Origin of the sequence: Mesorhizobium sp. M0816, from assembly GCF_040320005.1 — a bacterium.
Taxonomy (GTDB): domain Bacteria; phylum Pseudomonadota; class Alphaproteobacteria; order Rhizobiales; family Rhizobiaceae; genus Mesorhizobium.
The window spans coordinates 131,226-157,982 of sequence record NZ_JAMYOT010000013.1; the positions used below are offsets into that span (position 1 = coordinate 131,226).

Here is a 26,757-nt window from a genome sequence, read left to right on the forward strand (position 1 = left end):
CAATCGCCTACCCGCCATCCCTGAACCGGTTGGTAATGGGATAGCGGCGGTCGCGGCCGAAATTCTTCCTGGTGATCTTCACACCGGGTGCCGCCTGCCGGCGCTTGTATTCGGCGACGTAAAGCAGGTGCTCGACGCGCGTCACCGTCGCCCGGTCATGGCCGCGCGCGACGATGTCGTCGACACCCATCTCGTTTTCGACTAGGCACTCCAATATGTCGTCGAGCACCGGATAGGGCGGCAGCGAATCCTGGTCCGTCTGGTTCTCTCGCAGTTCCGCCGAGGGCGCCTTGTCGATGATGTTGGTCGGGATCACCTCGCCGGACGGACCGAGCGCACCCGGCGGCACATGCGCGTTGCGCCAGCGCGACAGCGCATAGACCTGCATCTTGTAGAGGTCCTTGATCGGATTGAAGCCGCCATTCATGTCGCCATAGAGCGTCGCGTAGCCGACCGACATCTCGCTTTTGTTGCCGGTGGTGACCACCATCGAGCCGAACTTGTTGGAAATCGCCATCAGGATGGTGCCGCGGGCCCGGCTCTGCAGGTTTTCCTCGGTGATGCCTTCGTTGGTGCCCTCGAAAAGCTGTGTCAACGTGTGCAGGAAGCCCTCGACCGGCTCGAAGATCGGCACGATATCGTAGCGGCAGCCGAGTGCGCGGGCGCAGTCCTCGGCATCCTTCAGCGAGTCCTTCGAAGTGTAGCGGTAAGGCATCATCACGGCGCGCAGCCGTTCCTCGCCCAGCGCATCGACGGCAAGTGCCGCGCAGATCGCCGAATCGATGCCGCCGGAAAGGCCGAGCACGACATTCTTGAAGCCGTTCTTGTTGACGTAATCGCGCAGGCCCAACATGCAGGCGCGGTAGTCGGCCTCCTCCTTCTCCGGGATTTTCGACATCGGTCCGTCAGAGCAGAACCAGATGTCATTCTTTCGCTTCCAGGTGGTGACGTTGACCGTCTCCTCGAACTGGCTCATCTGGAAGGCCAGCGTCTTGTCAGAACCTATGGCAAACGATGCGCCATCGAAAACCAGCTCGTCCTGGCCGCCAAGCTGGTTGGCATAGATAATCGGCAGTCCGCATTCGATGACCTGGCGGATGACGATCTGGTGGCGGACGTCGACCTTGCCGCGGTAATAGGGCGAGCCGTTCGGGACCAGCAGGATTTCCGCGCCGCTTTCGGCCAGCGTCTCGCAGACAGCAACCTCGCCCCAGATATCTTCGCAGATCGGCACTCCCACGCGCACGCCGCGGAAATTGACCGGCCCCTGGATCTCGGGGCCGGCCTGGAAGACGCGCTTCTCGTCGAACTCACCGTAATTCGGCAGATCGAGCTTGTAGCGTTCGGCAAGGATCTTGCCGCCATCGGCAAAGATGATCGAATTGTGCGTGCCGGTCTTGCGCTTCAACGGCGTGCCGATGACGAAACCCGGGCCGCCGTCGGCGGTATCGCCGGCGAAATCCTCCGCCGCCCGCTCGCAGGCCTTCAGGAAGGCGGGCTTCAGCACCAGATCCTCAGGCGGATAGCCGGCAAGGAAAAGCTCGGTAAACAGCACGAGGTCGGCGCCTTGGCGGGCGGCATCCGCCCTCGCCTCGCGTGCCTTGGCAAGATTGCCGGCGACGTCGCCGACCGTCGGATTGAGCTGGGCGACGGCGATGCGCAATATGTCTGGAGCGGTCTTTTCTGTCATGCCCGTGGGTTTAGCGCGGCAAAATTCGTCGAGCAATGGCGTTCGTTTGGACCAAACAGTCGATCCTATTCGCCCATATATTCGCGCAAGGCTTCCGGCGGATGGTTCTCGCCGATCGACATTGCCAGAATGCGCGAAATGTGCCGGCGCGGCAGCCGGGTTTCCGCCGCCCAGGCGTTTATCTGCACTTGGATCTTGCCCAGGTCCTTCTTCGATGTTGGGCTCTGCGCGAGGTCGAGCCCGGCGTCGCGCAGCGCTGCCGCCATGTCGGCCGAGACGATGAAGGCGTCCCACTCCAGCCAGCGCAGAAAATACTGGCCGGTATTGCCGCCGAGCCGGCTGCCATGCTTGCCGAGATAGGCCATCAATCCGACCTGGTCATCCGCCGGCCAATTGGCCAGGAACTTGCCGAAGCTGCCATGCTCCTTCGACACGCGCTCGACGAAGGCTGCGTTGTCGCGTACGGATTTGATCTTCTGCGGATTGCGGACGATGCGCTTGTCGGCTGTGAGATCGTGCCAGAAATCGTCAGGCTGGAACAGCAGCCGCTTCGGCTCGAAGCCAAGAAATGCTTCCTCGAAACCCGGCCATTTCTGCTCGATGACGCGCCAGACAAAGCCGGCGGCAAAAACCCGCTCGGCCATGGTCGACAGGATCCGGTCGTCCGCAATCTTTGCCACCGCGGCATTGTCGGGCATAGGACCCAGCAGCGACGTCAGCGCTGCCTCACCGCCTTTGCGCTTCGCTGCACGGGCGCGAATTTTCTGAAAATCCACCATTGTTTCCTGACCCCATCGCGTCAATCTACCACTTCCCGTATGAACCGGCAGCTTCTACCTCATCGCTGACGACGGAGGCGACGATGAACAAAACGATCGAGGACCTGGCAAGCCGCTGGCTGAAGCGAAAGCCGGACGGCCTGAGCGCGCTCGAAAGCCGGGTACTGCAATCTACGCTCGAGCGCACCACGATCTCCAAGGACACCAACAAGGCCGTCGCCTTTCACCAGACGTTTGGAGATCGCCTGGCCGACACCATCGCCCGGATCGGCGGCTCGTGGTCCTTCATCCTGGCATTCATTGGCTTCCTGATCCTGTGGACGGCAGGCAATGTCTGGCTCTTGTCGCGCGCCGCCTTCGATCCCTATCCCTTCATCTTCCTCAATCTCGTGCTTTCCATGGTTGCCGCCCTGCAGGCGCCAGTGATCATGATGGCGCAGAACCGCCAGACGGAGCGCGATCGAATCGACGCCGCCCACGACTATGAGGTTAATCTCAAGGCCGAGATCGAGATCATGGCGTTACACGAAAAGCTCGACGAACTGCGCCACAGCCAGATCATCGGCATGCGAGACGAGATCGCCCGGCTGGCCGAGCAGGTGAAGCGCATCGACGACATTCTGTCGAAGCAGCGAACGTCTTCATGACGGAAGTCATCCATCGTCTCATTGAGCAATATGGATTGGTCGCGGTTTTTCTGGGCTGCGTCGCCGAGGGCGAAAGCGCCGCAATTCTTGGCGGTTTTTTTGCGCATCAGCATGTCTTCGTCCCGTGGCAGGCGTTTCTCGCAGCCGCGCTCGGCGCCTTCGGTGGCGACACGTTGTTCTTCATCTTGGGACGGAGCTTCGCCGACCATAAATTCGTGATCAGGCTCCGAGCCCGGCCGGGCTTCAGCCACGCCTACCGCCTTGTCACCTCTCATCCCAACATTTTCGTGCTGTCGAACCGTTACATCTATGGCCTGCGACTGGTCGGCGGAATCGCGGCCGGGCTGTCGGGCATCGCCGCGGCGCGCTTCATCATCCTCAACGCCATCTCGTCGGTAGTCTGGGCGGCACTGTTCTGCACTGTCGGTTATGTCTTCGGGCTGGGCGCGGAGCACATCGTCGGCCAGGCGCTGGCCCGCCACGAGCGGTTGCTGATCGCTCTGGCAATCGGCCTCGTTGTGGCTATCCTCGGCTGGCTGGCGTCGCACTTCCTCGCCAAGAAGGAGCTTCGCAAGGGAAGCTGATCGTCAATCTATGCCGAGCGCACGGTCACCCTTTTCCAGGATCAGCGGGATGATCAGGTCTTCCTCGTCGGCAAGATGCCTGGTCAGCATGGCGATCAGCCGGCTGTTCTCGTCGGCATAGGCATCGGCGGCGAAACGCTGTTTGTCTTCGCTCTCCTGAAGCGTGCGGATGAAGGCATTTGCCGCCTCGGCATTGCGCTCCAGTCCCTCATGGATTGTGTGGTGATCGGCATCGAGAATCTCGAAGCCGCGCTTCAGACGGGTCTCGGCCCTGGCGAAGACCGGGAAATAATGATGGTCCCTCGACATTGTGATGGCCGTCGAGATTGCCGAGGAAATGGTTGAGGCGCGGCGCGAACCAGCGCGCGAATTCCGGCGCGTTCAGCCTACCTTCTCGATAATCGCCGATACCATTGGTGAGCATGCCGCCAAGCTCGCGGAACATATCGTGCCGCTGCAGCCACATATTGGCCACGCCGTGGATGTTGGCATGCGCCTGCCAGATCTCGCGCGGATATTTTTCGGCCAGCCAGCGCAGATCGTCCGGCAGGCCCTCACGTTCGAGCAGCAGAAATCCGGCGGTATCGGTCATGTCGGTTCCCTCAATTGACCGGCATGTAGTGTTTGAAACGTCAGATCGGTACCCCGAGGATCCGCTCGACGATGGCGACGCCCCAGACGCCTGCAGCGATTACCACCGAAATAAGCACCGCCAGCGAACCGCAATCCTTGGCCAGTTGGATATCGATGTTGAATTCGCGGCTGAACGCGTCGCATGCCGCCTCGATGCCGGTGTTCAACACCTCGATCATGATCATGAGCAGCACCGCGCCGATAAGCAGCGCATAGCCGCGCCACGATTCCGAAAGGAACCAGCCGAGCGGCAAGGCAAGCACAAGCAGCGTCAGCTCCAGCTGGAAGGCCTCCTCGCTGGCGGCCAGTTTGCGAAACGCCCGCACCGAGTTGTAAAAAGCGTCGATCAGCCGCTGCATGCCAAAACCCTTCGGAATCACCGGCAGGGGATTAGCGCAATGGCTGGACCAAGGGAATAAGGCGACCTCTTCAAAAATCAGTCGCCTGCCACCTTGATCGACGGCGTCGACTTCTCGAACTGCGGCAGCCCGTCATCGATGGCGTAATAATCGCCCTTGTCGCCGACGAAGATATGGCATTCTCCTTGAAGCCCGGTTGGCGCGTCGAACAGCCCTGCCATGACCGAAACATAGCCGTCATCGCTCGGCTTCCAGAACAGCAGAGAGCCGCATGTCTTGCAGAAGCCGCGCCTGGCGAACGAAGAGGCCTCGTACCAGGTGATGCTCTCCGCGCCGGTGATTGTGATGTCGCGGTCGGCAACGTTGGCCGCCGCATAAAAATGCCCGCTCTGCTTCCGGCACTGCGAGCAATGGCAGTAGACGACACCGCGTAGCGGTCCTCGTGTCTGGAACCGCACTGCCCCGCACAAGCATGATCCGCTGTGACTGTCAGCCATGTCGGCCTCCCGATGCAATTGCCATCGCCTGGCAGGATTCCAGTTTTGCGCGCGTTAGGCACGAGCAAATGCGACACCGGCGGGATTGAATAGAAAAAGCGCCGGTTTTCGCCCGGCGCTTCTTCAATGACATCACAGTTCAGATCGTATCAGCCATTGACGGCCTGCTTGTGTTGGACCGGATGGGTCTTCTTGAGCAGATCGGAGACCAGGAACGCCAACTCGATCGCCTGGTCAGCGTTGAGGCGCGGATCGCAATGGGTGTGGTAGCGATCCTGCAGCTCTTCGGCGGTGATGGCGCGGGCGCCACCGGTGCATTCCGTGACGTTCTTGCCGGTCATCTCGACATGGATGCCGCCCGGATGCGTGCCTTCGGCGCGATGCACCTCGAAGAAGGTCTGCACCTCCTTCAGGATGCGGTCGAATGGCCGTGTCTTGTATCCGGCGGCCTCGATGGTGTTGCCATGCATCGGGTCCGACGACCACACCACGCTGCGGCCTTCCTTCTGCACCGCGCGCACCAGCTTCGGCAAATGATCGGCGACCTTGTCGGAACCGAAGCGCGCGATCAGCGTCAGCCGGCCGGGCTCGTTCTCCGGATTGAGCAGGTCGATGAGCTGCAAGAGGCCATCCGGCGTCAGCGACGGACCGCATTTCAGCCCGAGCGGGTTCTTGATGCCGCGGCAATATTCGACATGCGCATGGTCGGGTTGGCGCGTGCGATCACCGATCCAGATCATGTGGCCAGAGGTGGCGTACCAGTCGCCCGAAGTCGAATCGACGCGAGTCAGCGCCTCTTCATAACCGAGCAGCAGCGCCTCATGACTGGTATAGAAGTCGGTCTCGCGCAGCGCGTAATTGGTCTCCGAGGTGATGCCGACGGCCTTCATGAAGTCCATCGTCTCGGTGATGCGGTTGGCGAGCGACTCGTATTTCTCCCCCTGCGGGCTGTCGGACACGAAGCCAAGCATCCATTGATGCACGTTCTCCAGGCTGGCATAGCCACCTTGGGCGAAGGCACGCAAAAGGTTGAGCGTGGCCGCCGACTGGCGGTACGCCATCTCCTGTCTTGCAGGATCGGGAATGCGCGACTTGGCGTCGAACTCGATGCCGTTAATGATGTCGCCGCGATAGCTCGGCAGCGTCACGCCGCCCTTGGTCTCATTGTCGGACGAGCGCGGCTTGGCGAACTGGCCGGCGACACGGCCGACCTTCACCACCGGCTGGGCGCCGGCGAAGGTCAGCACCACCGACATCTGCAAGAAGACGCGGAAGAAGTCGCGGATATTGTCGGCGCCATGTTCGGCGAAGCTCTCGGCGCAATCGCCGCCCTGCAGAAGGAATGCGTCACCGGCAGCGACGGCTGCAAGCTGCTTCTTCAGCTTGCGTGCCTCACCTGCAAAAACCAACGGCGGAAACGTGGCAAGCTGGGCTTCCGTGTTCCTCAGCGCGGCAAGATCCGGATAGGCAGGAACCTGCTGGATCGGCTTAGCTCTCCACGAATTCGGCGACCATTTCGTCATCGAAGCACCTAACGCTCTTTCACACGGACGCCATCGCCCGCCAATCCGCCCCATATGGGGTCGCGGCTCCATACACGAAGCCGATTTCCTATTCTAGACCGGAAGTGGTCGCGTGGCGAATGAGCACGGCACTGCGAAAGTGCCGGTGCGGTTGTGCCCAGAGCACCACCGACGCGCTGCTACGCCGCCTTCTCCACCAGCCGCGCCAGCTGCGTCATGACAACCGCTGAGCCAGCCAGCCGCTTCTCGGGCGTCGCCCAGTCACGGCTGAAGACGACGCTCTGGTCGGGTCGGATCTTGGCCAGCGAGCCTTGTTCGCCGATGAGCTTGACCAGCCCGACCGGATTGGGGAATTCCCGCTTGCGGAAATGGATGACGACGCCTTTCGGCCCGGCGTCGAGCTTCTCCACGTTGGCCTTGCGGCAAAGCGCCTTGATGAAGACGATCTTCAACAGATGTTCAACCTCTTCCGGCAGCGGCCCGAACCGGTCGATCAGCTCGGCGCCGAAAGCATCGATCTCTTCCGTATTTTCGAGATCGCCAAGACGGCGATAGAGCGCCAGCCTGAGCTGCAGATCCGGGACGTAGCTTTCCGGGATCATCACCGCCGTGCCGACGGCGATCTGCGGCGACCAGCCGCCGTCCTGCACCTCGCCGGAATCCTTCACTTCGGCCACCGCCTCCTCCAGCATCTGCTGGTAGAGCTCGAAACCGACCTCCTTGATGTGGCCCGACTGCTCTTCGCCAAGCAGATTGCCGGCGCCGCGGATGTCGAGGTCGTGGCTGGCCAGCTGGAAACCGGCGCCTAGCGTATCGAGCGACTGCAGCACTTTCAGCCGACGCTCGGCTGTATCGGTTAGCTTGCGGTTGGCGGGCAGCGTGAACAGCGCATAGGCGCGCACCTTCGAACGGCCGACGCGGCCACGCAACTGATAGAGCTGCGACAGGCCGAACATGTCGGCGCGATGCACGATCAGCGTGTTGGCGGTCGGTATATCGAGGCCGGATTCGACGATTGTGGTCGACAAAAGCACGTCGTACTGGCCGTCATAAAAGGCATTCATGATATCGTCGAGCTCGCCGGGCGGCATCTGGCCATGGGCCACCGCCACTTTCAGCTCAGGTACAGATTCGCGCAGAAAATCATGGATTTCCGCGAGATCGCTGATGCGCGGTACGACGTAGAAGGAATGGCCGCCGCGGTAGCGTTCTCTGAGCAGCGTCTCGCGGATGACCAGCGGATCGAAGGGCGAGATGAAGGTGCGCACCGCCAGGCGGTCGACCGGCGGCGTAGCGATCAGCGACAACTCGCGCACGCCGGTCAAGGCAAGCTGCAGCGTGCGTGGGATCGGCGTCGCCGACAAAGTCAGAACGTGGACGTCGGTCTTGAGATCCTTCAGCCGCTCCTTGTGCTTGACGCCGAAATGCTGCTCCTCATCGATGATCAGCAGACCAAGATTCTTGAACGAGATCGAGGAGCCGAGCAGTGCATGCGTGCCGACGACGATATCGATCTGGCCTTCGGCGATGCCCTTCTTGGTCTCCGCCAATTCCTTGGCGCCGACCAGCCGCGAGGCCTGGGCGACGCGGATCGGCAGGCCGGAGAAGCGCTGCGAGAAGGTCTTGAAATGCTGGCGCGACAACAATGTCGTCGGCACCACTATGGCCACCTGAAAGCCTTCCATCGCCCCAATGAAGGCGGCGCGAAGTGCAACTTCGGTCTTGCCGAAGCCGACATCGCCGCAGATCAGCCGGTCCATCGGCTTTCCGGCGCCTAGATCATCCATGACCGAATCGATCGCCGTCTGCTGGTCATCGGTCTCCTCATAGGGAAAACGCGCTGCAAACTCGCCATAGAGGCCTTCCGCCGGCACCAACGCCGGCGCGGCCCGCATTTGTCGCTCGGCCGCGATGCGGATCAGTTGCCCGGCCATGTCGAGCAGGCGCTTCTTCAGCCGCGCCTTGCGCGATTGCCAGGCGCCGCCGCCAAGCTTGTCGAGCGTCGCCTCGGCCGAATCCGAGCCATAGCGCGACAGCAGCTCGATGTTTTCCACCGGCAAGAATAGCCGATCGTCGCCGGCATAGTGGATTTCGAGGCAATCGTGCGGCGCACCGACCGCCTCGATGGTGCGCAGCCCGATGAAGCGGCCAATGCCATGGTCGGCATGGACGACGATATCGCCTGAAGACAATGCCGAAGCCTCGGCGATGAAGTCGGACGCGCGCTTCTTGCGCTTCGAGCGCCGGATCAGCCGGTCGCCGAGAATGTCCTGCTCGGCGACGACGACCAGTTTCTCAGTCTCGAAGCCGGATTCGAGCGGCAGCACGGCCAGTCCCGCCTGCCCTGGCTCAAGCCTTTCGGCTTCGGCAAGCGTCGCCACCGGCTTCAGATTGCCAAGGTGATGCTCGACCAGGATCTGGCCGAGCCGGTCGAGCGAACCTTCAGTCCAGCCGGCGACGACGACACGGCGGCGTCCAGCGCGCTCGTCGGAAATGTGTTTTACGACGACGTCGAAAACGTTGGCGTTAGGATCGGCGCGTTCCTCGACGAAGCTGCGGCCGTGGCGCGAGCCGGCATGGAACACCTTTTTCGCGCCGGCATCGGGCGCGTCGAAGGCCGTGAAATCTATCGCCTCGCGCGGGCCAAGCGAGGCAATCAGGTTCTCGGGCGACAGATAGAGCAGATCCGGCGGCACCGGCTTGTAGGGCACCGCGTCCTTCAAGGCGCCGTCGGCCTGCTTCTTGCGCGCTTCGTAGTGGTCGAGGATCAGAGTGTGGCGCTCGGCCAGTGCCTCATGCGCCAGATGGTCGAAAACCACAGGCGCATCGGGCAGGTAGTCGAAGACGGTTTCCAGCCGCTCATAGAAGAACGGCAGCCAGTGCTCCATGCCGGCAAACCGCCTGCCCTCGCTGACCGCCGCATAGAGCCCATCGTCGCGGGAGGGCGCGCCAAAGGCTTCGATGTAGGCGCGGCGGAAGCGGCTGATGGTTTCCGGCGTCAGCGCCACCTCGCTCATCGCCTGCAGCGCCATCGATTTGCGTTGGCCGATGGTGCGCTGGGTTGCGGTGTCGAAGACGCGGATCGATTCCAGCGTATCGCCGAAGAAATCGAGGCGCAGTGCCTCCGTCCAGCCGGGCGCGAAGAGATCGAGAATGCCGCCGCGCACCGCAAATTCGCCGATGCCGCGCACTGTCGGCACTCGCTCGAAGCCGGAATTCTCCAGCCGCGACACCAGCACGTTCATGTCTATCTGGTTGCCGGGTTTGGCGTGGAAGGTCTGCGCCTCGACGAGTTCAGCCGGCGGAATGCGTTGCAACAGCGCATTCGCAGTGGTGAGGACGACGGCGCGGTGCGGCTTCTTCGCCAGCGCAATCATTGCGGCCAGTGCATCGAGCCGCCTTGCGGCGGCATCGGCGCCGGGCGAGACGCGGTCGTAAGGCAGGCAGTCCCAGGCCGGCAGTTCCAGCACCGGCAGGCCCGGCGCCGCAAAGGCAAGCGCCTCGACGATCGCCGGCAGACGCTGGCCGTCGCGCGCCACGAACAGCACCGGCTTGTCGGGGGCGATCTCGTGCGCAGCCTGCACCAGCGCAAAGGCTTCGTAGCCGTCGGCGACGCCATCGACGATGAACTGGCCGGCGCGGCCTTTCGGCAGACCGATCGTAGGGATAAGGCTCATGGCTACACGTTGTTCAGAAGGTCATCTCCCGGCGCGAAGCCAGGATTTTTTGCAGGACGGCACAGTCGATATCCGCCGGAACCGGGCGTTCGCCAGTGACGAGAGGCAGGAATTCGGTGTCGGGAATGTCGAGGAGCCTCTCATATTGGTCGATTTCGTCGACGGTCAAGGCGCCGATCTCGGCGTCGGCGAAGCTGCCGAGTATAAGGTCCATCTCGCGCATGCCGCGGTGCCACGAACGAAACAGAAGCTTGCGGCGGCGGGCATCGAGCCCCTCGCTTGATCGTTTCGTTCCGGTCATCTTGCAACATCCTTGCCCAGGCGGCGCATATAGCGTGGATAGAAGGCGGTGTCAGCCTTGCGCTACAGTCGCCGCAACATAAGCTGACATCATGCGTCCCTCCCTCCTCGATCCGCTGTTTGTCCCGATCACCTCGCTTGCCGGGGTCGGGCCAAAAGTTGGCGCCCTGATCGAAAAAGTCGTAGCAGCCGACCTCGGCGACCGGGCCGCGCGCGCCGGGGATCTCTTGTTCGTGCTGCCGCATACTGTCATCGACCGCCGCAACCGGCCTGGCATCGCCGGCTCGGCGGAAGGCGCCATCGTTACGCTCGACGTCCGCATCGATCGCCACCAGCCGCCGCCACGCGGCAACAGGTCGGTCCCGTACCGGGTCTACGCCCATGACGACACCGGCGAGATCGCGCTGACCTTCTTCCATGCCCATGCCGCCTATCTCGAAAAAGCAATGCCCGCAGGCGAGCATGTCGTCGTCTCCGGCCGCATGGAATGGTTCAACGGCCGCCCGACCATGGTTCACCCCGACCATATCGCACTTGCCGGCGACGCGGAAAACCTGCCGCTGGTCGAGCCGGTCTATCCGCTGACCGCCGGGCTCTCGGGCAAGGTGCTGCGCCGGGCCATCGGCCAGGCGCTGGCCCGCCTGCCGGTGCTGCCCGAATGGCAGGACGGTGAGTTCCGGCGCCGCCACGCCTTTCCTGCTTTTAGCGATGCGCTCAACCGCATCCACAATCCTGCCGACCCGATCGACGTCTCTGTCGACGGCGCAGCGTGGCGGCGCCTTGCCTATGACGAGTTCTTGGCCGGCCAGGTATCGCTGGCGCTGGTGCGGGCCAAGGTCCGCCGATTATCTGGCCGGCCACTCGTCGGCGACGGCCGCATAGTCGAACAACTGCGCGTGGCACTCCCCTATTCGCTGACCATGTCGCAGGAAATGGCGCTTGCCGAAATCAACGCCGATCTCGGTGACCCCGAACGCATGCTGCGCCTTTTGCAGGGCGATGTCGGCTCCGGCAAGACGGTGGTCGCGCTGCTTGCCATGGCGCGTGCCGTCGAGGCCGGCGGCCAGGCGGCATTGATGGCGCCGACCGAAATCCTGGCGCGCCAGCATCTGGCAACGATTGCGCCGTTGGCGGAACGGGCCGGCCTGCGTGTCGCTGTCCTCACAGGTCGCGAAAAGGGCCGCGAGCGTGCCGACACGCTGACCGGGCTGGCCAATGGTGACATCGACATTGTCGTCGGCACCCATGCGCTGTTCCAGGAAACGGTGACGTTCCGTGACCTCGTGTTCGCCGTCGTCGACGAGCAGCACCGTTTCGGTGTCCACCAGCGCCTTGCGATCACCGCCAAGGGCGACGCGCCCGACATGCTGGTGATGACGGCAACGCCGATACCGCGGACGCTGGTGCTGACTGCATTCGGCGACATGGATGTGTCGAAGCTGACGGAAAAGCCGGCCGGCCGCCAGCCGATCCGCACCGTCACCTTGCCGCTTGAACGGCTCGACGAACTGATCGGACGCATGCTCGACGCCGTCGCCGATGGCCAGAAAATCTACTGGATCTGTCCGCTGGTCGAGGAATCCGAGGAGATCAAGCTGATGTCGGCCGAGGACCGTTTTGCCTCGCTGAAGCCGCTGTTCGGCGACCGCGTCGGCCTGGTGCATGGTCGCATGAAAGGCGCCGACAAGGACGAGGCGATGCGCGCCTTTAAGCAGGGCGACACCCGTATCCTGATCGCCACCACCGTCATCGAGGTCGGCGTCGATGTGCCTGATGCGACGATCATGGTCATCGAGCATGCCGAGCGTTTTGGCCTCGCCCAGTTGCATCAATTGCGCGGCCGGGTCGGGCGTGGCGACAAGCCTTCATCCTGCGTGCTGCTCTACAAGGATCCGCTCGGCGAGACGGCAAAACTCCGTTTGTCGGTGATGCGCGAGACCGAGGACGGTTTCCGTATCGCCGAAGAGGATCTGAAGCTGCGCGGCGAAGGCGAGTTGCTCGGCACCCGCCAGTCCGGCACGCCGGGCTTCCAGGTGGCGCGCATCGAGGCGCATGCCGACCTGCTCGAGGCCGCTCGCGACGATGCGCGGCTGATCCTGTCGCGCGATCCGGAATTGCAGTCCGAACGCGGCACGGCGCTGCGCCTGTTGCTCTATCTGTTCGGCCGCGACGAGGCCGTGCGGCTCCTGCGTGCCGGCTGAGGCATCGTGTCGAGCGGAGGATTGGCAAGCGCGCCGTGGATCTGCTCGCCGTTCACCGTCACCATTTTGACCGCCGGCGCCACCAAGCCGGCCGACACGATCAGCTTGGCTCCGTCCTCGATTGTCATGTCGAGCAGCACGATGTCGGATTTCGGCACATACATCAGAAAGCCCGTCGTCGGGTTGGGCGTACACGGCATGAATACGGCAATCAGCGGATCGCCTTCCCGGTCGAGCTTCTGGTTGATCTCGGTTTCCTTCTCGCTGGCGACGAAGACCAGCGACCAGACCCCTTTGCGCGGATATTCGACCAACCCGACCTGGCGGAACATGTCGCCCTTGTTCGACAGCACGGTCTCGAAAATCTGCTTCAGCGAACGGTAGATGCCGCGCACCAGCGGCATGCGGCCAAGCAGGCGCTCGCCGAAATTGACGATGGCGCGGCCAACGATATTGGCGGTCATAAAGCCGATGAAGGTGATGAGGATCAAGGCAACGATCAGCCCAAAACCCGGCACTGGAAACGGCAGGTAGGTGTCCGGATTGTAGCGTACCGGAATGTAGGGTTTCACCCAGGAATCAACCCAGCCGATCAGCGACCAGGCAATGTAGGCGGTAATCGCCAGCGGCGCGCAAACGACGAAGCCGGTCAGGAAATAGTTTCTCAGCCGGGTCATGCCTGAGGTCTTGAGAGCATCCGACATGGTTCACCGCAGCGTGTGTTTGCAGCGCGACACTACTGAACCCCAAGGCGCTTTGGAATGGCGAAGTTTTTAAACGAGACCTATTCCACCGTTACCGATTTCGCCAGATTGCGCGGCTGGTCGACGTCCGTACCCATGAACACGGCGGTGAAGTAGGCGAGCATCTGGATCGGCAGCGCGTAGATGATCGGCGAGATGATTTCCGGCACGTCCGGCAAAACGATCGTCTCCATCGTCTTCACCGTAGCGTGTGCGGCGCCCTTGCTGTCGGTGATCAGGATGATCTTGCCGCCGCGTGCCGCGACCTCCTGCATGTTCGACACGGTCTTTTCGAAGATGCGGTCATGCGGCGCGATGACGATGACGGGCATGTTCTCGTCGATCAGCGCGATCGGGCCGTGTTTCAACTCGCCGGCAGCATAGCCTTCGGCATGGATGTAGGAGATCTCCTTGAGCTTCAGCGCACCTTCCATGGCCAGCGGAAAATTGGTGTCACGGCCGAGATAAAGCACATTCTTGTAGTGCGAGAGGTCGCGCGCGACCTTTTCGATCTGCCCGTCGAGCTTTAGCACCTGGTTCGCATAACGCGGCGCTTCCGACAGCTCGCGTATCAGCGTTTTCTCCTGCTCCTGCGAAATCGTTCCGCGCGCCACGCCCGCCCGCACCGCCAGCGAGGCCAGCACGGAAAGCTGGCAGGTGAACGCCTTGGTCGAAGCGACGCCGATCTCCGGGCCGGCCAACGTCGGCAGGATGACGTCGGATTCGCGCGCCATGGTCGATTCGCGCACATTGACGACCGCGCCGATCTTCATGCCGGCCTTGCGGCAGTAGCGCAGCGACGCCAGCGTGTCGGCGGTCTCACCCGATTGCGAGATGAAGAAAGCGGCATCGTTCTTCGACAGCGGCATCTCGCGGTAGCGGAACTCCGAAGCGACATCGATGTCGACCGGCAGCCGCGCATAGCGCTCGAACCAGTATTTGCTGATCAGCCCGGCGAGATAGGCGGTGCCGCAGGCCGAGATCGCCAGCCGGTCGATCTTGGCGAAATCGAACGGCAGGTCGAGCGGCTTCGAGACGCCGCTGACGAAATCAACATAATGCGCCAGCGTGTGCGAGATCACTTCCGGCTGCTCATGGATTTCCTTTTCCATGAAATGGCGGCGGTTGCCTTTGTCGACCATGAAGCTCGTGCTGAGCGACTGTTGGCGTTTGCGGTCGACCTTGTTGCCGCCCATGTCGAAGATATCGACCTCGTTGCGGCGCACCACCGCCCAGTCGCCGTCTTCCAGATAGGTGATCGAATTGGTGAAAGGGGCAAGCGCAATGGCGTCGGAGCCAAGGAACATCTGGCCGTCGCCATGACCGACCGCGAGCGGCGGGCCATTGCGCGCGCCGACGATCAGATCCTCGTCGCCCTTGAACATGATGGCGAGCGCAAAGGCGCCTTCCAGCCGCTTCAGCGCCTTGTGCGCCGCCTCAACCGGCTTCAGCCCCTTGGCCAGTTCGCGCGCCACCAGATGAGCGACGACTTCGGTATCGGTCTGCGAGGCGAAGCTGTAGCCGTCGCGCATCAGCTCGTCGCGCAATTCGGCGAAATTCTCGATGATCCCGTTATGGACGATGGCGACGCCGTCGGAAAAATGCGGATGCGCATTGCTCTCGTTCGGAACGCCATGTGTGGCCCAGCGCGTGTGGCCGATGCCGATCATGCCGTCGAGCGGTTCGTCCTTCAGCCGGCGCTCGAGATTGACCAGCTTGCCCTCGGCACGGCGGCGGTCAAGCCTGCCGTGCTCGATCGTGGCGACGCCGGCCGAGTCATAGCCGCGATATTCGAGCCTTTTCAGCGCATCGACGATAAGCGGCGCGACCGGCGAGTTACCGACAATTCCAACGATACCGCACATGGCGCTTGCCCCCGATTCCGACCTCAAACCCGGCGCTATTTAGAGACTGCCGGGCTGTCGCGAAAAATCACATTCCATTTCGTCCGGTATCAGCCGGACTATCCTGCACAGATGCACCATGACAGGGCGCACTTGCAATCCGGTTACTGCAATTGCTCAGTTTCTCCGCTTATGTATCCTATCTCGGCTCAACGGCTCCAGAAATCAGTCAAAGACATGATGCGGCTATGAACGAACGAATTGACACGGTGACGCTTTGGCGTCCGGTTGGGCCCCGCGAACTGGAGTTGATCCAGAGGGCAGGGATGCGCGCCTTTCCTCCTCGATTTGCCGATCAGCCGATCTTCTATCCGGTCACCAGCGAGGCCTATGCCACCCAGATCGCCCGAGACTGGAATGTGCCCGCGAGCGGATCAGGTTTCGTGACGCGTTTCGAGGTGCGTCGCAACTTTCTGGACCGTTACAGCGTCCAGCATGCCGGCAGCCGGGCGCATCTGGAATACTGGATCCCGGCCGAAGACCTGTCGGCCTTCAACGATGCAATCGTTGGCGAAATCGAGCTTGTCGCCGAGTTCCGCTAGTCTACCCTTTTTTGCGGGCCGCCGCGGCCTGAGAAAAACGCTCTCGCAACTCCTTGCCCTTGCCGGGTAGAGTCCGCTGGCGGGCGCGGCCGAAGGCCAGCGCATCGTCGGGTACGCTTTCGGTGATGACGCTGCCCGAGGCGATGTAGCCGCCCTTGCCGATCGACACCGGCGCCACCAGCGAGGAGTTTGAGCCGATGAAGGCACCTTCGCCGATATCGGTGAAGAATTTCGAATAGCCGTCATAATTGCAGGTGATGGTGCCGGCGCCGATATTGGCACCGGCGCCGATGCGGGCATCGCCGATATAGGTCAGATGGTTGACCTTCGCGCCCTCCTCGACGATCGCCTGCTTTACCTCGCAGAAATTGCCGACCTTGGCCTTGGTTCTCAGATCGGCCCCGGGCCGCAGCCGCGCGAACGGCCCGACATCGCAATTCGACGCGATGGTGGCGCCTTCGATATGGCTGAAGGCATGGATCTTGGCCCCCGTGGCGATTTTCACGCCCGGCCCGAACCAGACATTGGGTTCGACGATCGTATCGGCGCCGATCTCGGTGTCGTGCGAGAAGAACACGGTTTCGGGCGCGATCAGCGTAACGCCAGAAAGCATCGCCTCGCGCCGGCGGCGCTGCTGCCAGATATCTTCCGCCTGGGCAAGCTCGGCACGGTTGTTAATGCCGAGCGCGTTCTCGAAACTGGCTTCGGTGGCTACGACATCAAGTCCCTGCGCAGCGGCGATCTCGACGATGTCGGTGAGATAATACTCGCCCTTGGCGTTCTTGCTGCCGACTTGATCGAGCAGATTCAGCGCGTGCCTGCCGGCGACCGCCATCAGCCCGCCATTGCAGAAGGTGATTTTCTTCTCCTCGTCCGAGCAGTCCTTCTCCTCGCGGATGGCCACGAGCTTGCCGGCCTTTTCGATAAGCCGGCCGTAGCCCGAAGGATTTTCCGTACGGAAGCCGACCACGACGACGGCCGCACCTTCCGCCAGCTTCAGCCGCGCCGCCGCGAGCGCTTCCGGATCGATCAACGGCGTGTCGCCAAACATCACCAAGATGTCGTCATAACCTTTTGATATTGCTGCGCGTGCGGCAAGCACGGCGTGCGCGGTGCCGAGACGTTTTTCCTGGACGAAAGCCTCGGCCTTCGGCGCAAACTTGAGTGCCGCCTTGCGCATCTCATCGGCGCCATGGCCGATCACCAGCGCCAACTCGCCGCTGCCGGCGGCTTCGGCCGCCTTGACGACATGGGCAACCATCGGCAGGCCGGCGATTGTGTGCAGCACTTTCGGCACTACACTCTTCATGCGCGTGCCTTCGCCGGCGGCGAGGATGATGGACAGGCAGGTTCTCTGGCTCATGGGATGGCAACCGTTGAAAGGGGTCTGGAATCGAAGCGTTAGTAGCACTGGCGCCATGCTGCACCAATGCGGTTAAATTCCGGTGAGACGGTGGAACCTCCAACCCGCGACACGCTCAAGCCGATCGGCTCACGCGGCTTCCGCCTCGTTGCGTGATGCGAAACTGGAGGCTCGGCCACGGCCGTATTGCCGTGGCGAACAGTTCATGACCCGCTTGAAGGCTGTGCTGAAGGCGCTTTCGGATTCGTAGCCGAGCGAAAGCGCTATGACGGCGACGGGATCGCTGGAATTCGTCAGCCGTTCGCCGGCCAGCAGCATTCGCCAGCGCGTCAAATAGTCCATCGGCGACGCGCCAACCGTCTCCTTGAATCTGAGCGCAAAGGTCGATCGCGACATGCCGGCCCGTTCCGCCAGTTCCTGTAACGTCCAGCCATGCGCCGGATCGTCATGCATGGCGCTGATCGCCGCGCCGATCTGTTTGTCCGCCAGGGCAAAGAGCCAGCCGATGCCACCTTTCAATCCTTCCGAAAGATGCAGCCGCAGCGCCTGAACCAGCATCATGTGGGCGAGGTGCTGGATCACCAGAAAGCCGCCCGGTTGTGGCTCGCGCAGCTCCTGCATCATCCGCTCCACCGACCAGCGCAGCGCCGACTGGTCCGACTCTTTGCGGATATGCACAATGGCTGGCAGCATCCGCAACAGGATGCCGGCATGATTGCCGCCAAGCGCGAAGCGGCTGCTGACCAGAAAGAAATCACCACCGCCATTGTGGGTCACGACACCGCCGGCTCGCGCAGGCGGAAAAATCTTGACGGCTTCAACAGGCGTCAAGCTCATGTCGCTTGCAAGGCGGAAAGGCCGTCCACTCGGCAGCAGGAAGCAGTCTCCCGTCTCAAGGCGCACTGCGTCAGCAACGCCCTCCACAGATAGCCAGCACCGGCCGGAGACCGCCGCTCCGGTCTTGATGCTTTGCTGCTGGTCGGGGAACTGGATCGACCATTCACCACCAGCATCGAAACCGGCCGACATATAGTTTCGCGGCTTCAGCAGCGAGAGCACATCTGAAAGGGGATCCACAGGTCATTCCGGACGATTGCGAAGATAATACGGACTTTATCGCATAGATCGTATTTTCTCAAGCGCCTATCACGACATAACTGAGCCGCGAAAATGGTCGTGGTCAGAAACGAACAAGGAGAAGTCGTGATGCGTGTTTTCGTTACCGGAGCGACCGGATTCGTCGGTTCTGCCGTCGTTCAAGAACTCATCGGCGCCGGCCATCAGGTGCTCGGCCTCGCCCGCTCGGCGGCGTCGGCCAAGTCGCTTGCAGCCACCGGAGCCGAGGTGCATCGAGGCGACCTCGAAGACCTCGAAAGCCTCAGCAGGGGCGCAGCGGCAGCTGATGGAGTGATCCATACCGGCTTCAACCACGACTTCTCGAAATTCGCGCGAAATTGCGAGATGGACCGGCGCGCCATCGAGGCCTTGGGCGGTGCACTCGAAGGCTCCGAGCGGCCCCTGCTCGTCACCTCCGGAACCGCGCTCCAGGCGCGGGGCCGTATCGCGACCGAGGAAGATGCGCCTGTCCCCTCTTCCGCTTCGTATCCCCGCGCCTCCGAAGCGACAGCCGCCGCGCTGACGGCACGCGGCGTGCGCGCGTCGGTTGTGCGCCTTCCTCCGTCGGTCCATGGCCAAGGCGACCACGCCTTCGTTCCTATTCTCATCGACCTCGCTCGCAAGAAGGGCGTGTCGGCCTATATCGGCGAAGGGCTCAATCGCTGGCCTGCCGTGCATCGGTTCGATGCCGCCCGCGTTTACCGGCTTGCGCTCGAGCATGGAGCCGATGGCGGGCGATATCACGCGATCGCCGAAGAAGGCGTGCCGTTCAAGGACATCGCTGGCGTGATCGGCCGGCGCCTGAACGTGCCGGTCGTCGCCAAGTCCGCGGAAGAAGCCGCCGATCATTTTGGCTGGTTCGCGATGTTCGCGGCGATGGATGTCCCGACCTCAAGCGAGCGGACTCGCGCGCTGCTGGGGTGGGCGCCGAGCGGACCCGGGCTCATCGCCGATATCGACCAGCCGGGCTATTTCGAAGGTGAATGGACCGCGTAGCTGCGGTGCCTTGCGCCGCAGCTACGGCCTCGCGCTTCGGCCGGGCGGCAAACCTATCCCAATTGCCCCAGCACCGGAAAATTCTCGAGCAACCAATAGGACACCGCCTGCACGCCGCCGGTCAGGAAAAACACGCCGGCGACCACCAGCAACGCGCCGATGGCCTTTTCGACGCGGCCGAGATGGACGCGGAATTTCCCGAGAAAGCGCATGAAGGCGCCTGAAAACAGCGCCGCAACGAGGAAGGGAATACCGAGGCCGAGCGAATAGGCGGCAAGCAGCAGCGCGCCCTCGCCCACCGTCTCGCGGCCGCCGGCAAGCGTCAGGATCGGCCCCAGCACCGGGCCGATACAGGGCGTCCAGCCAAAGGCGAAGGCCAGGCCCATTACGTAAGCGGCGATCAGGCTGGCCGGCTTGCCTTGTGACTGGAAGCGCGCCTCGCGTGAAAGCAAAGGGATGCGCAGTACGCCGAGGAAATTCAGCCCCATCAGGATGATCAGCACGCCGGCCGCCATTGCCAGCGGCTCCTGCCAGACTCGCAGCAGATGGCCGATGGTCGAGGCGCCGGCGCCGAGCGCGACGAAGACGGTCGAGAAGCCGAGCACGAAGGCGATCGAGGAATTAACCAGCGCGCCTCGCGCACCGGCCTTTGCCGTAATGCCGGCCTCGCCGCGGAAATCGTCGACCGACACGCCGGCCATATAGCACAGGTACGGTGGCACCAGCGGCAGCACGCAAGGCGACAGGAACGAAATCGCTCCCGCCCCGATCGCACTGACATAGCCGACGTCCAATGCCATTTCCGTCTCCCGATGACTGCGCAGCCATATAGCCGCGACAACAGCTGTCCGCCAATCACCATCGCGTGGCCCCATCACATTGGGTAGCAAGTCGACGCCCGCCCGGGAAGAAAGGGCAGCCAGGCAGCGTTGATCATACGAAGCTGCGTTGTTCCGCGCGCTTTTCGAATGATCCAGGGAGAAATCCATGAAAACGATCGCAACTGGCATGGCCGCGCTTTTGCTCGGCACTGCCGCATCCTTCGCCGCCGAGGCGTGGAAGGAAGCGGAGGTCGGCGGCACCAAGATCTACACCGACGCCAGCGGCATGACGCTCTACACCTACGACAAGGACGAGGCGGGCAAGTCGAACTGCTACGACAAATGCGCCGCCAATTGGCCGCCGCTGAAGGCTGACGCCAACGCCAAGGCCGAGGGCGAGTGGACGATCGTCGACCGCACCGACGGCACCAGGATGTGGGCCTACGAAGGTAAGCCGCTCTACACGTTCATCAAGGACAAGAAGGCCGGCGACGTGACCGGCGAGGGTGTCGGCGGCGTCTGGCATATCGCCAAGGCCGACTAGGCCTTGAGCTTCTGATCGGCTGTAACAGGCGGTAACACGGCTGGTCGCTGGGAACTCGACCCAACCGCCCCGGCGGCCAGCTTTTCAGCACGGTACTTCCTTGCGACTGTCCGAGCAAAATGCCGGGCTACCGATTGCGCGCTTCACAGCATCTGTTCAAGCAGGGCTGGCGCGTGCTCGATGTTTCTCTTATATCCGCGGGAGAGTTTGTCCCGTTCTCCAGGATCAATTGCCGGGCTTGTCCAGTGATAGGCTGGCCATTTCCCTTATCCAGGATTGCGGAAAATCGCATGGCGCGCCGCTGGGTTGCGCATTCGGTACAGGGCCGCATTTTGACTGCTTGGCCTTGACCGGATGCAAAAGCGCGGCCATGTGAGCGACACATTGAACGAGATTTCGTCGCGCGCAGCGGAATTCTTCTGCCGCATCACAACTGATATGAGACCGTATGGACGTCGTCGTCGTCGAATCGCCGGCCAAGGCGAAGACAATCAACAAATACCTCGGCAAGAACTACAAGGTTCTGGCCTCGTTCGGCCATGTCCGCGATCTGCCGGCCAAGGATGGCTCGGTGCGTCCGGATGAGGACTTTGCCATGTCCTGGGCCGTCGACACCGCGTCTGGAAAGCGTCTCGCCGATATCGCCAAGGCGGTCAAGGACGCCGACGGCCTGATTCTCGCCACCGATCCGGACCGCGAGGGCGAAGCGATCTCCTGGCATGTCCTGGAAGTGCTGAAGCAAAAGCGCGCGTTGAAGGACAAGCCGGTCAGCCGCGTCGTCTTCAACGCCATCACCAAGGCGTCCGTGCTGGAGGCGATGGCCAATCCGCGCCAGATCGACGCGCCGCTAGTCGATGCCTATCTCGCCCGCCGTGCGCTCGACTATCTGGTCGGCTTCACGCTGTCGCCCGTGCTGTGGCGCAAGCTGCCCGGCGCCCGCTCCGCCGGCCGCGTCCAGTCGGTGGCGCTGCGTCTGGTCTGCGACCGCGAATCCGAGATCGAGCGCTTCATCCGCGAGGAATACTGGCAGGTCGCCGCCATTCTCGGCACGCCGCGCAAGGAAAATTTCGAGGCGCGGCTGACCGCCTTCGAGCGCAAGAAGCTGCAAAAGCTCGACATTTCCAACAAGGCGCAGGCCGACGACATCAAAGCGATGCTCGAAGGCGCCAGCTTCAAGGCGGCGTCTGTCGAAGCCAAGCCGACCAAGCGCAATCCCGGGCCGCCCTTCACCACCTCGACGCTGCAACAGGCAGCCTCATCGGGTCTCGGCTTTTCGGCCAACCGCACCATGCAGGTGGCGCAGCGGCTCTATGAGGGCATGGAGATCGGCGGTGAGACCACCGGCCTGATCACCTACATGCGAACCGACGGCGTGCAGATGGCGCCGGAGGCGATCTCTGCCGCGCGCGATGCGATTGCCAAGGAATTCGGCTCTAAATACCTGCCTGAAAAGCCGCGCGTCTATTCCGCCAAGGCCAAGAATGCCCAGGAGGCGCACGAAGCGATCCGTCCGACCGATTTCATGCGCACGCCTGCTTCCGTCAAGCAGTATCTCGACGCCGACCAGGCGCGGCTTTACGAGATGATCTGGAAACGCGCCATCGCCAGCCAGATGCAGCCGGCCGAGATAGAGCGCACCACGGTCGAGATAGAGGCAGTCAACGGCCCGCGCACCGCCGAGCTTCGCGCTGTAGGCTCGGTTGTTCGCTTCGACGGCTTCCTTGCCGCTTACATCGAGCAGAAGGAAGAAGATTCGGAAGACGAGGAAAGCCGCCGCCTGCCCGAGATCCGTGCCGGCGAGCAGCTCACACGCGAGGCGATCAACGCCACCCAGCACACCACCGAGCCGCCGCCGCGTTATTCGGAAGCTTCGCTGATCAAGAAGCTGGAAGAGTTGGGCATCGGCCGGCCGTCGACTTATACGGCGATCCTGAAGACGCTCGAGGATCGTGACTATGTCACCATCGACAAGCGCAAGCTGGTGCCGCAGGCAAAGGGCCGGCTATTGTCGGCCTTCCTCGAAAGCTTCTTCGAGCGTTATGTCGAGTACGACTTCACCGCTTCGCTGGAGGAAAAGCTCGACGAGATTTCCGACGGCAAGCTCGCATGGAAGGACGTGCTGCGCGATTTCTGGAAGGATTTTTCCGGCGCCGTCGCCGACATCAAGGAGTTGCGCGTCACCGACGTCCTCGATGCATTGAACGAGGAACTGGCGCCGCTGGTCTTTCCCGCGCGGGAAGACGGTTCGAACCCGCGCATCTGTCCGAAATGCGGCACCGGCAACCTGTCGCTGAAGCTCGGCAAGTTCGGCGCCTTCGTTGGCTGTTCGAACTATCCCGAATGCTCCTTCACCCGCCAGCTCGGCGACGCCGCCAATCCCAATGGCGAGAACGGCGGTGGCGAAGACGGCACCAAAGTGCTCGGCAAGGACCCCTATACCGCCGAGGAGATCACGCTGCGCAATGGCCGGTTCGGCCCCTATATCCAGCGCGGCGACGGCAAGGATGCCAAGCGCTCCAGCCTGCCCAAGGGCTGGACTGTCGATTCGATCGATCACGAAAAAGCACTCGCCCTTTTGTCGCTGCCGCGCGACGTCGGCAAGCATCCGGAATCCGGCAAGATGATTTCGGCCGGGCTGGGGCGCTACGGGCCGTTCGTGCTGCATGACGGCACCTACGCCAATCTCGACAGCATCGAGGACGTGTTCTCGATCGGCCTCAATCGCGCCGTCTCCGTGATCGCCGAGAAGCAATTGAAGGGCAAAGGCGGCCGCAATGGCGGCACAGCCGCTGCGCTCAAGGAACTTGGCGAGCATCCTGCCGGCGGCGGCAAGATCGTCGTGCGCGACGGCAAATACGGGCCTTATGTGAATTTCGGCAAGGTCAATGCGACGCTGCCGAAGGGCAAGGATCCGCAATCGGTGACGATCGAGGATGCGGTGGCGCTCATTGCGGAAAAGGAAGCCAAGGGCGGCAATGGCCCCAGGAAGCCCTTCCGCAAAGCGGCCGCGCCTGCGAAGAAATCGGCTGCGGCCAAAAAACCGGCGGCCAGGAAAAAGGGATAGGACGGGTTGGCGCGCAAAGTCTCCGGAAGAAGCCACGGCGATCTGCGCACCGCCGATACCCGTGCCAAGGTCAGGGACAATTACCGGCCTTCACGCGACGAGATACTGCGTTACATCGCCGAAAATCCGGACCGCGCCGGAAAACGCGACATCGCCAAGGCGTTTGCGCTGCGCGGCGAAGACCGCATCTGGCTGAAGGACGTCTTGCGCGACCTGCAGGATGAAGGCCTGCTGACCAAGGAGCGCAAGCGGCTTGCCCGTGTCGGCGCCCTGCCCCACGTCGCGGTGCTCGACATCTTCGGCCGTGACGCCGACGGTGTGCTGCTGGCGCACCCGACCGAAGCGATCGGCAATGGCGAACCTCCGGTCATAGCGATCCGCGTGTCGCGCGGCGGCAATGGGCCGACGCCTGGCATCGGCGACCGCGTGCTGGCCAAGACCTTTCCGACCGACGATCCGGCAGGCCCGGCCTATACCGGCCGGGTGATGAAGATATTCGAGAAGCGCACCGATGCGGTTCTCGGCGTTTTCCGTGTGCTGAAGGACGGCACGTTCCGCATCGAGCCGGTGGAAAGGCGCCAGCCGGAGCTGGTCGTCGACAAGGAATTCCAGAACGGCGCCAAGAACGGCGACCTGGTCGAAGTCGAGCCGGCGCGGGCCTCGCGCTACGGGCTGCCGCGAGCCAAGGTTCTGGCGGTGTTGGGGTCGCTGACCAGCGAAAAGGCGGTCTCGATGATCGCCATCCATGCACACGACATTCCACATATTTTTCCCACCGACGTCATCGCCGAGGCGGAGGCGGTCAAGGCGGCGACGCTTGCCGGACGCGAGGATTGGCGCGAGCTGCCGCTGCTCACCATCGATCCGGCCGACGCCAAGGATCATGACGACGCGGTGTTCGCCATGCCCGACACCGACGAGAAGAACGCCGGCGGCGTGGTTGTCACCGTCGCCATTGCCGATGTCGCTGCATACGTGCGCTATGCCACGGCGCTCGATCGCGAAGCGCTGAAGCGCGGCAATTCGGTCTATTTTCCCGACCGCGTCGTACCGATGCTGCCGGAGCGCATCTCGAACGACCTCTGTTCACTGCGCGAGGGCCAGGATCGTCCGGCGATAGCGGTGCGTATGACTTTCTCGGCCGATGGCCACAAACTCAGACACTCCTTCCATCGCGTCATGATGAAGTCGGCGGCGAAACTCGCCTATCAGCAGGCGCAAGCGGCGATCGACGGCGCACCGGACGACACGACCGGCCCGATCCTCGATACGGTGCTGAAGCCGCTATGGGACGCCTACACGATCCTGAAGCGCGGCCGCGACACGCGCCAGCCGCTTGAGCTCGATCTGCCCGAGCGCAAGATCCTGCTCAAGCAGGACGGCACCGTCGACAAGGTCGTCGTGCCGGAGCGGCTCGACGCGCACAAGCTGATCGAAGAGTTCATGATCCAGGCCAATGTCGCCGCCGCCGAGACACTCGAGGCGAAGCGCCAGGCGCTGGTCTACCGCATCCACGATGCGCCCTCGCTCGCCAAGCAGGAATCGTTGCGTGAATTCCTGCAGACGCTCGGCCTGTCGCTGGCGCGCGGCGCGCAAATGCGGCCGAACCAGTTCAACGGCATCCTCGCTCGCGTGCGCGGCGCCGACAATGAGGGGCTCGTCAACGAAGTGGTGCTGCGCTCGCAGAGCCAGGCCGAATATTCGCCCGCCAATATCGGCCATTTCGGCCTCAACCTGAAGCGCTACGCGCATTTCACCTCGCCGATCCGCAGATATGCCGATCTGATCGTGCATCGCGGGCTGATTGCCGCACTCGGCCTTGGTCCGGGGGGCCTGACGCAGGACGAGGCGGAGCGGCTGGAAGAGGTCTCGGCGCTGATTTCGGCGACCGAGCGGCGCGCGATGGCCGCCGAGCGCGACACGGTCGACCGGCTGATCGCTGCCTATCTCGCCGAGCGCATCGACGACCGTTTCGACGCCCGCATCTCGGGCGTCACCAAATCGGGCCTGTTTGTCCAATTGCCGCAGTATGGCGCGGATGGCTTCATTCCGGTTTCAACCCTGGGCGGCGACTACTATATATACGACGAAACTGCTCGATCGCTTTTCGGAGAACGCACCGGCAAGGGCTATCAGCTTGCTGATCGCGTCGAGGTTCGCCTGATCGAGGTGGCGCCGATGGCCGGCGCGATGCGTTTCGAGATGCTGACCGAGCCAAAGCCGCTGCCCGGCTCCAAACGGTCGTTCCACAAGGCCAAAGGCCGCGCCCGGGCGTCGCAATCGCGTCCAGGCTCGCGCGGCAGGAGACGGTAATGCCAACAGAACTGCAGGTGGAAGAACGGATTTTCGGCGGCGAACATCACTCGGGCCGGACCGCCCGGCCGCTATGGACGGCAATGAAGCGCGGCATGCTCGGCCGCTGCCCGCATTGCGGCGAGGGCAAGCTGTTTCGCGCCTTCGTCAAAACCGTCGACAAATGCGATCATTGCGGCGAGGAACTTCACCACCATCGCGCCGACGACCTGCCGGCCTATCTTGTGGTGGTCATTGTCGGCCACATCGTGCTCGGCGCCTTCATGGGTGTCGAGGCAACCTCGACGCTGTCGACCTGGCAGCACATCGCCATCTGGGTGCCATTGACCATCATTCTCGCCGTCGTCCTGCTGCAGCCGGTCAAGGGCGCTGTCATCGGCCTGCAATGGGCGTTTTATATGCACGGCTTTGGCGGTGAAGAAGATCTGATCGAGTCGCATCCCGAGGCTTGAAACCGAGGC

23 protein-coding genes are annotated in these 26,757 nt (G+C 62.7%); 10 read left to right on the top strand and 13 right to left on the bottom strand.

The window, feature by feature from the left end; all coding sequences use genetic code 11:
* Positions 1–7: 7 nt before the first annotated feature.
* Together NKI17_RS21265 and NKI17_RS21270 are read right to left on the bottom strand one after the other, a co-directional pair.
* Positions 8–1,690 (bottom strand): NAD+ synthase, encoded by a 1,683-nt coding sequence (locus NKI17_RS21265; RefSeq protein ID WP_352754783.1) that lies wholly within the window; start codon positions 1,688–1,690, stop codon positions 8–10.
* Between the two features lie 65 nt (positions 1,691–1,755).
* Positions 1,756–2,469 (bottom strand): DNA-3-methyladenine glycosylase I, encoded by a 714-nt coding sequence (locus NKI17_RS21270; RefSeq protein WP_352754784.1) that lies wholly within the window; start codon positions 2,467–2,469, stop codon positions 1,756–1,758.
* An 83-nt stretch (positions 2,470–2,552) separates the two neighbouring features.
* On the opposite strand from NKI17_RS21270, the gene NKI17_RS21275 reads away from it, so the two are divergent.
* Together NKI17_RS21275 and NKI17_RS21280 are read left to right on the top strand one after the other, a co-directional pair.
* A complete protein-coding gene (locus NKI17_RS21275; RefSeq protein WP_023680015.1) occupies positions 2,553–3,116 on the top strand; it encodes a DUF1003 domain-containing protein in 564 nt (187 codons plus the stop codon).
* Positions 3,113–3,700 (top strand): DedA family protein, encoded by a 588-nt coding sequence (locus tag NKI17_RS21280; protein ID WP_352574954.1) that lies wholly within the window; start codon positions 3,113–3,115, stop codon positions 3,698–3,700. Before NKI17_RS21275 ends, NKI17_RS21280 begins: the two co-directional genes overlap by 4 nt.
* Positions 3,701–3,703: 3 nt before the next feature.
* On the opposite strand, the gene NKI17_RS21285 is transcribed toward NKI17_RS21280, so the two are convergent.
* A complete protein-coding gene (locus NKI17_RS21285; protein ID WP_352692314.1) occupies positions 3,704–4,009 on the bottom strand; it encodes a hemerythrin domain-containing protein in 306 nt (101 codons plus the stop codon).
* Positions 4,010–4,013: 4 nt separating this feature from the next.
* Here NKI17_RS21285 and NKI17_RS21290 point away from each other — a divergent pair, with 4 nt between their 5' ends.
* The gene (locus NKI17_RS21290; protein WP_352692315.1) at positions 4,014–4,310 is read left to right on the top strand and encodes a hypothetical protein; all 297 of its coding nucleotides are present in this window, start codon (positions 4,014–4,016) and stop codon (positions 4,308–4,310) included.
* 22 nt (positions 4,311–4,332) lie between these two features.
* Here the strand turns inward: NKI17_RS21290 and NKI17_RS21295 are convergent, their stop codons facing one another.
* The 5 genes from NKI17_RS21295 to NKI17_RS21315 form a co-directional block, all read right to left on the bottom strand.
* The gene (locus tag NKI17_RS21295; protein ID WP_254820160.1) at positions 4,333–4,692 is read right to left on the bottom strand and encodes a diacylglycerol kinase; all 360 of its coding nucleotides are present in this window, start codon (positions 4,690–4,692) and stop codon (positions 4,333–4,335) included.
* A gap of 77 nt (positions 4,693–4,769) precedes the next feature.
* A complete protein-coding gene (locus NKI17_RS21300) occupies positions 4,770–5,189 on the bottom strand; it encodes a GFA family protein (RefSeq protein WP_352574951.1) in 420 nt (139 codons plus the stop codon).
* Positions 5,190–5,338: 149 nt separating this feature from the next.
* Positions 5,339–6,712, bottom strand: coding sequence for a class II 3-deoxy-7-phosphoheptulonate synthase (locus NKI17_RS21305; protein WP_352448710.1), 1,374 nt, complete (start codon positions 6,710–6,712; stop codon positions 5,339–5,341).
* A 179-nt stretch (positions 6,713–6,891) separates the two neighbouring features.
* A complete protein-coding gene (gene mfd / locus NKI17_RS21310; RefSeq protein WP_352692316.1) occupies positions 6,892–10,389 on the bottom strand; it encodes a transcription-repair coupling factor in 3,498 nt (1,165 codons plus the stop codon).
* A 13-nt stretch (positions 10,390–10,402) separates the two neighbouring features.
* Positions 10,403–10,690 (bottom strand): FAD assembly factor SdhE, encoded by a 288-nt coding sequence (locus tag NKI17_RS21315; protein ID WP_352692317.1) that lies wholly within the window; start codon positions 10,688–10,690, stop codon positions 10,403–10,405.
* 91 nt (positions 10,691–10,781) lie between these two features.
* On the opposite strand from NKI17_RS21315, the gene recG reads away from it, so the two are divergent.
* On the top strand, positions 10,782–12,890 hold the full coding sequence (gene recG / locus NKI17_RS21320; protein WP_352906771.1) for an ATP-dependent DNA helicase RecG: 2,109 nt from the start codon (positions 10,782–10,784) through the stop codon (positions 12,888–12,890).
* Here the strand turns inward: recG and NKI17_RS21325 are convergent.
* Positions 12,842–13,594: a DUF502 domain-containing protein gene (locus NKI17_RS21325; RefSeq protein ID WP_023680026.1), complete on the bottom strand. Its 753-nt coding sequence runs from the start codon at positions 13,592–13,594 to the stop codon at positions 12,842–12,844. The two genes, recG and NKI17_RS21325, sit on opposite strands and share 49 nt — an antisense overlap.
* Positions 13,595–13,674: 80 nt before the next feature.
* A complete protein-coding gene (glmS, locus tag NKI17_RS21330) occupies positions 13,675–15,498 on the bottom strand; it encodes a glutamine--fructose-6-phosphate transaminase (isomerizing) (protein WP_352455656.1) in 1,824 nt (607 codons plus the stop codon).
* Between the two features lie 227 nt (positions 15,499–15,725).
* On the opposite strand from glmS, the gene NKI17_RS21335 reads away from it, so the two are divergent.
* Entirely contained in the window at positions 15,726–16,079 is a 354-nt protein-coding gene (locus NKI17_RS21335; protein WP_352906772.1) for an ADP-ribosylation/crystallin J1, read from the top strand.
* Position 16,080: 1 nt separating this feature from the next.
* On the opposite strand, the gene glmU is transcribed toward NKI17_RS21335, so the two are convergent.
* Both glmU and NKI17_RS21345 read right to left on the bottom strand, forming a co-directional pair.
* Entirely contained in the window at positions 16,081–17,442 is a 1,362-nt protein-coding gene (gene glmU / locus NKI17_RS21340) for a bifunctional UDP-N-acetylglucosamine diphosphorylase/glucosamine-1-phosphate N-acetyltransferase GlmU (RefSeq protein ID WP_352906773.1), read from the bottom strand.
* Positions 17,443–17,571: 129 nt separating this feature from the next.
* Positions 17,572–18,519, bottom strand: coding sequence for an AraC family transcriptional regulator (locus NKI17_RS21345; protein WP_352646445.1), 948 nt, complete (start codon positions 18,517–18,519; stop codon positions 17,572–17,574).
* A gap of 129 nt (positions 18,520–18,648) precedes the next feature.
* On the opposite strand from NKI17_RS21345, the gene NKI17_RS21350 reads away from it, so the two are divergent.
* Complete coding sequence (locus tag NKI17_RS21350) at positions 18,649–19,554, top strand: SDR family oxidoreductase (RefSeq protein WP_352906774.1); 906 nt, start codon at positions 18,649–18,651, stop codon at positions 19,552–19,554.
* Between the two features lie 53 nt (positions 19,555–19,607).
* On the opposite strand, the gene NKI17_RS21355 is transcribed toward NKI17_RS21350, so the two are convergent.
* Complete coding sequence (locus tag NKI17_RS21355) at positions 19,608–20,354, bottom strand: cytochrome c biogenesis CcdA family protein (protein WP_031212847.1); 747 nt, start codon at positions 20,352–20,354, stop codon at positions 19,608–19,610.
* A gap of 187 nt (positions 20,355–20,541) precedes the next feature.
* Here NKI17_RS21355 and NKI17_RS21360 point away from each other — a divergent pair, with 187 nt between their 5' ends.
* From NKI17_RS21360 to NKI17_RS21375, 4 genes are all read left to right on the top strand, one after another.
* A complete protein-coding gene (locus NKI17_RS21360; RefSeq protein ID WP_352568795.1) occupies positions 20,542–20,919 on the top strand; it encodes a COG4315 family predicted lipoprotein in 378 nt (125 codons plus the stop codon).
* Between the two features lie 448 nt (positions 20,920–21,367).
* Positions 21,368–23,983, top strand: a complete 2,616-nt coding sequence (gene topA / locus NKI17_RS21365; protein ID WP_352906775.1) for a type I DNA topoisomerase — start codon at positions 21,368–21,370, stop codon at positions 23,981–23,983.
* A 6-nt stretch (positions 23,984–23,989) separates the two neighbouring features.
* Positions 23,990–26,296 carry a ribonuclease R gene (gene rnr, locus NKI17_RS21370; protein WP_023679975.1) on the top strand — a complete coding sequence of 769 codons (2,307 nt, stop codon included), beginning with the start codon at positions 23,990–23,992 and terminating at the stop codon, positions 26,294–26,296.
* A complete protein-coding gene (locus tag NKI17_RS21375) occupies positions 26,296–26,748 on the top strand; it encodes a DUF983 domain-containing protein (protein WP_023679976.1) in 453 nt (150 codons plus the stop codon). Before rnr ends, NKI17_RS21375 begins: the two co-directional genes overlap by 1 nt.
* Positions 26,749–26,757: the final 9 nt, after the last annotated feature.

Coding starts and splice junctions, on each gene's coding strand:
- NKI17_RS21280 (WP_352574954.1), top strand. CDS start 3,113: ATGACGGAAGTCATCCATCGTCTCATTGAGCAATATGGATTGGTCGCG.
- topA (WP_352906775.1), top strand. CDS start 21,368: ATGGACGTCGTCGTCGTCGAATCGCCGGCCAAGGCGAAGACAATCAAC.
- NKI17_RS21265 (WP_352754783.1), bottom strand. CDS start 1,690: ATGACAGAAAAGACCGCTCCAGACATATTGCGCATCGCCGTCGCCCAG.
- NKI17_RS21360 (WP_352568795.1), top strand. CDS start 20,542: ATGAAAACGATCGCAACTGGCATGGCCGCGCTTTTGCTCGGCACTGCC.
- NKI17_RS21305 (WP_352448710.1), bottom strand. CDS start 6,712: ATGACGAAATGGTCGCCGAATTCGTGGAGAGCTAAGCCGATCCAGCAG.
- glmS (WP_352455656.1), bottom strand. CDS start 15,498: ATGTGCGGTATCGTTGGAATTGTCGGTAACTCGCCGGTCGCGCCGCTT.
- NKI17_RS21290 (WP_352692315.1), top strand. CDS start 4,014: ATGGCCGTCGAGATTGCCGAGGAAATGGTTGAGGCGCGGCGCGAACCA.
- NKI17_RS21285 (WP_352692314.1), bottom strand. CDS start 4,009: ATGTCGAGGGACCATCATTATTTCCCGGTCTTCGCCAGGGCCGAGACC.
- mfd (WP_352692316.1), bottom strand. CDS start 10,389: ATGAGCCTTATCCCTACGATCGGTCTGCCGAAAGGCCGCGCCGGCCAG.
- NKI17_RS21375 (WP_023679976.1), top strand. CDS start 26,296: ATGCCAACAGAACTGCAGGTGGAAGAACGGATTTTCGGCGGCGAACAT.
- NKI17_RS21300 (WP_352574951.1), bottom strand. CDS start 5,189: ATGGCTGACAGTCACAGCGGATCATGCTTGTGCGGGGCAGTGCGGTTC.
- NKI17_RS21315 (WP_352692317.1), bottom strand. CDS start 10,690: ATGACCGGAACGAAACGATCAAGCGAGGGGCTCGATGCCCGCCGCCGC.
- NKI17_RS21335 (WP_352906772.1), top strand. CDS start 15,726: ATGAACGAACGAATTGACACGGTGACGCTTTGGCGTCCGGTTGGGCCC.
- glmU (WP_352906773.1), bottom strand. CDS start 17,442: ATGAGCCAGAGAACCTGCCTGTCCATCATCCTCGCCGCCGGCGAAGGC.
- NKI17_RS21355 (WP_031212847.1), bottom strand. CDS start 20,354: ATGGCATTGGACGTCGGCTATGTCAGTGCGATCGGGGCGGGAGCGATT.
- recG (WP_352906771.1), top strand. CDS start 10,782: ATGCGTCCCTCCCTCCTCGATCCGCTGTTTGTCCCGATCACCTCGCTT.
- NKI17_RS21275 (WP_023680015.1), top strand. CDS start 2,553: ATGAACAAAACGATCGAGGACCTGGCAAGCCGCTGGCTGAAGCGAAAG.
- NKI17_RS21295 (WP_254820160.1), bottom strand. CDS start 4,692: ATGCAGCGGCTGATCGACGCTTTTTACAACTCGGTGCGGGCGTTTCGC.
- NKI17_RS21350 (WP_352906774.1), top strand. CDS start 18,649: ATGCGTGTTTTCGTTACCGGAGCGACCGGATTCGTCGGTTCTGCCGTC.
- NKI17_RS21270 (WP_352754784.1), bottom strand. CDS start 2,469: ATGGTGGATTTTCAGAAAATTCGCGCCCGTGCAGCGAAGCGCAAAGGC.
- NKI17_RS21325 (WP_023680026.1), bottom strand. CDS start 13,594: ATGTCGGATGCTCTCAAGACCTCAGGCATGACCCGGCTGAGAAACTAT.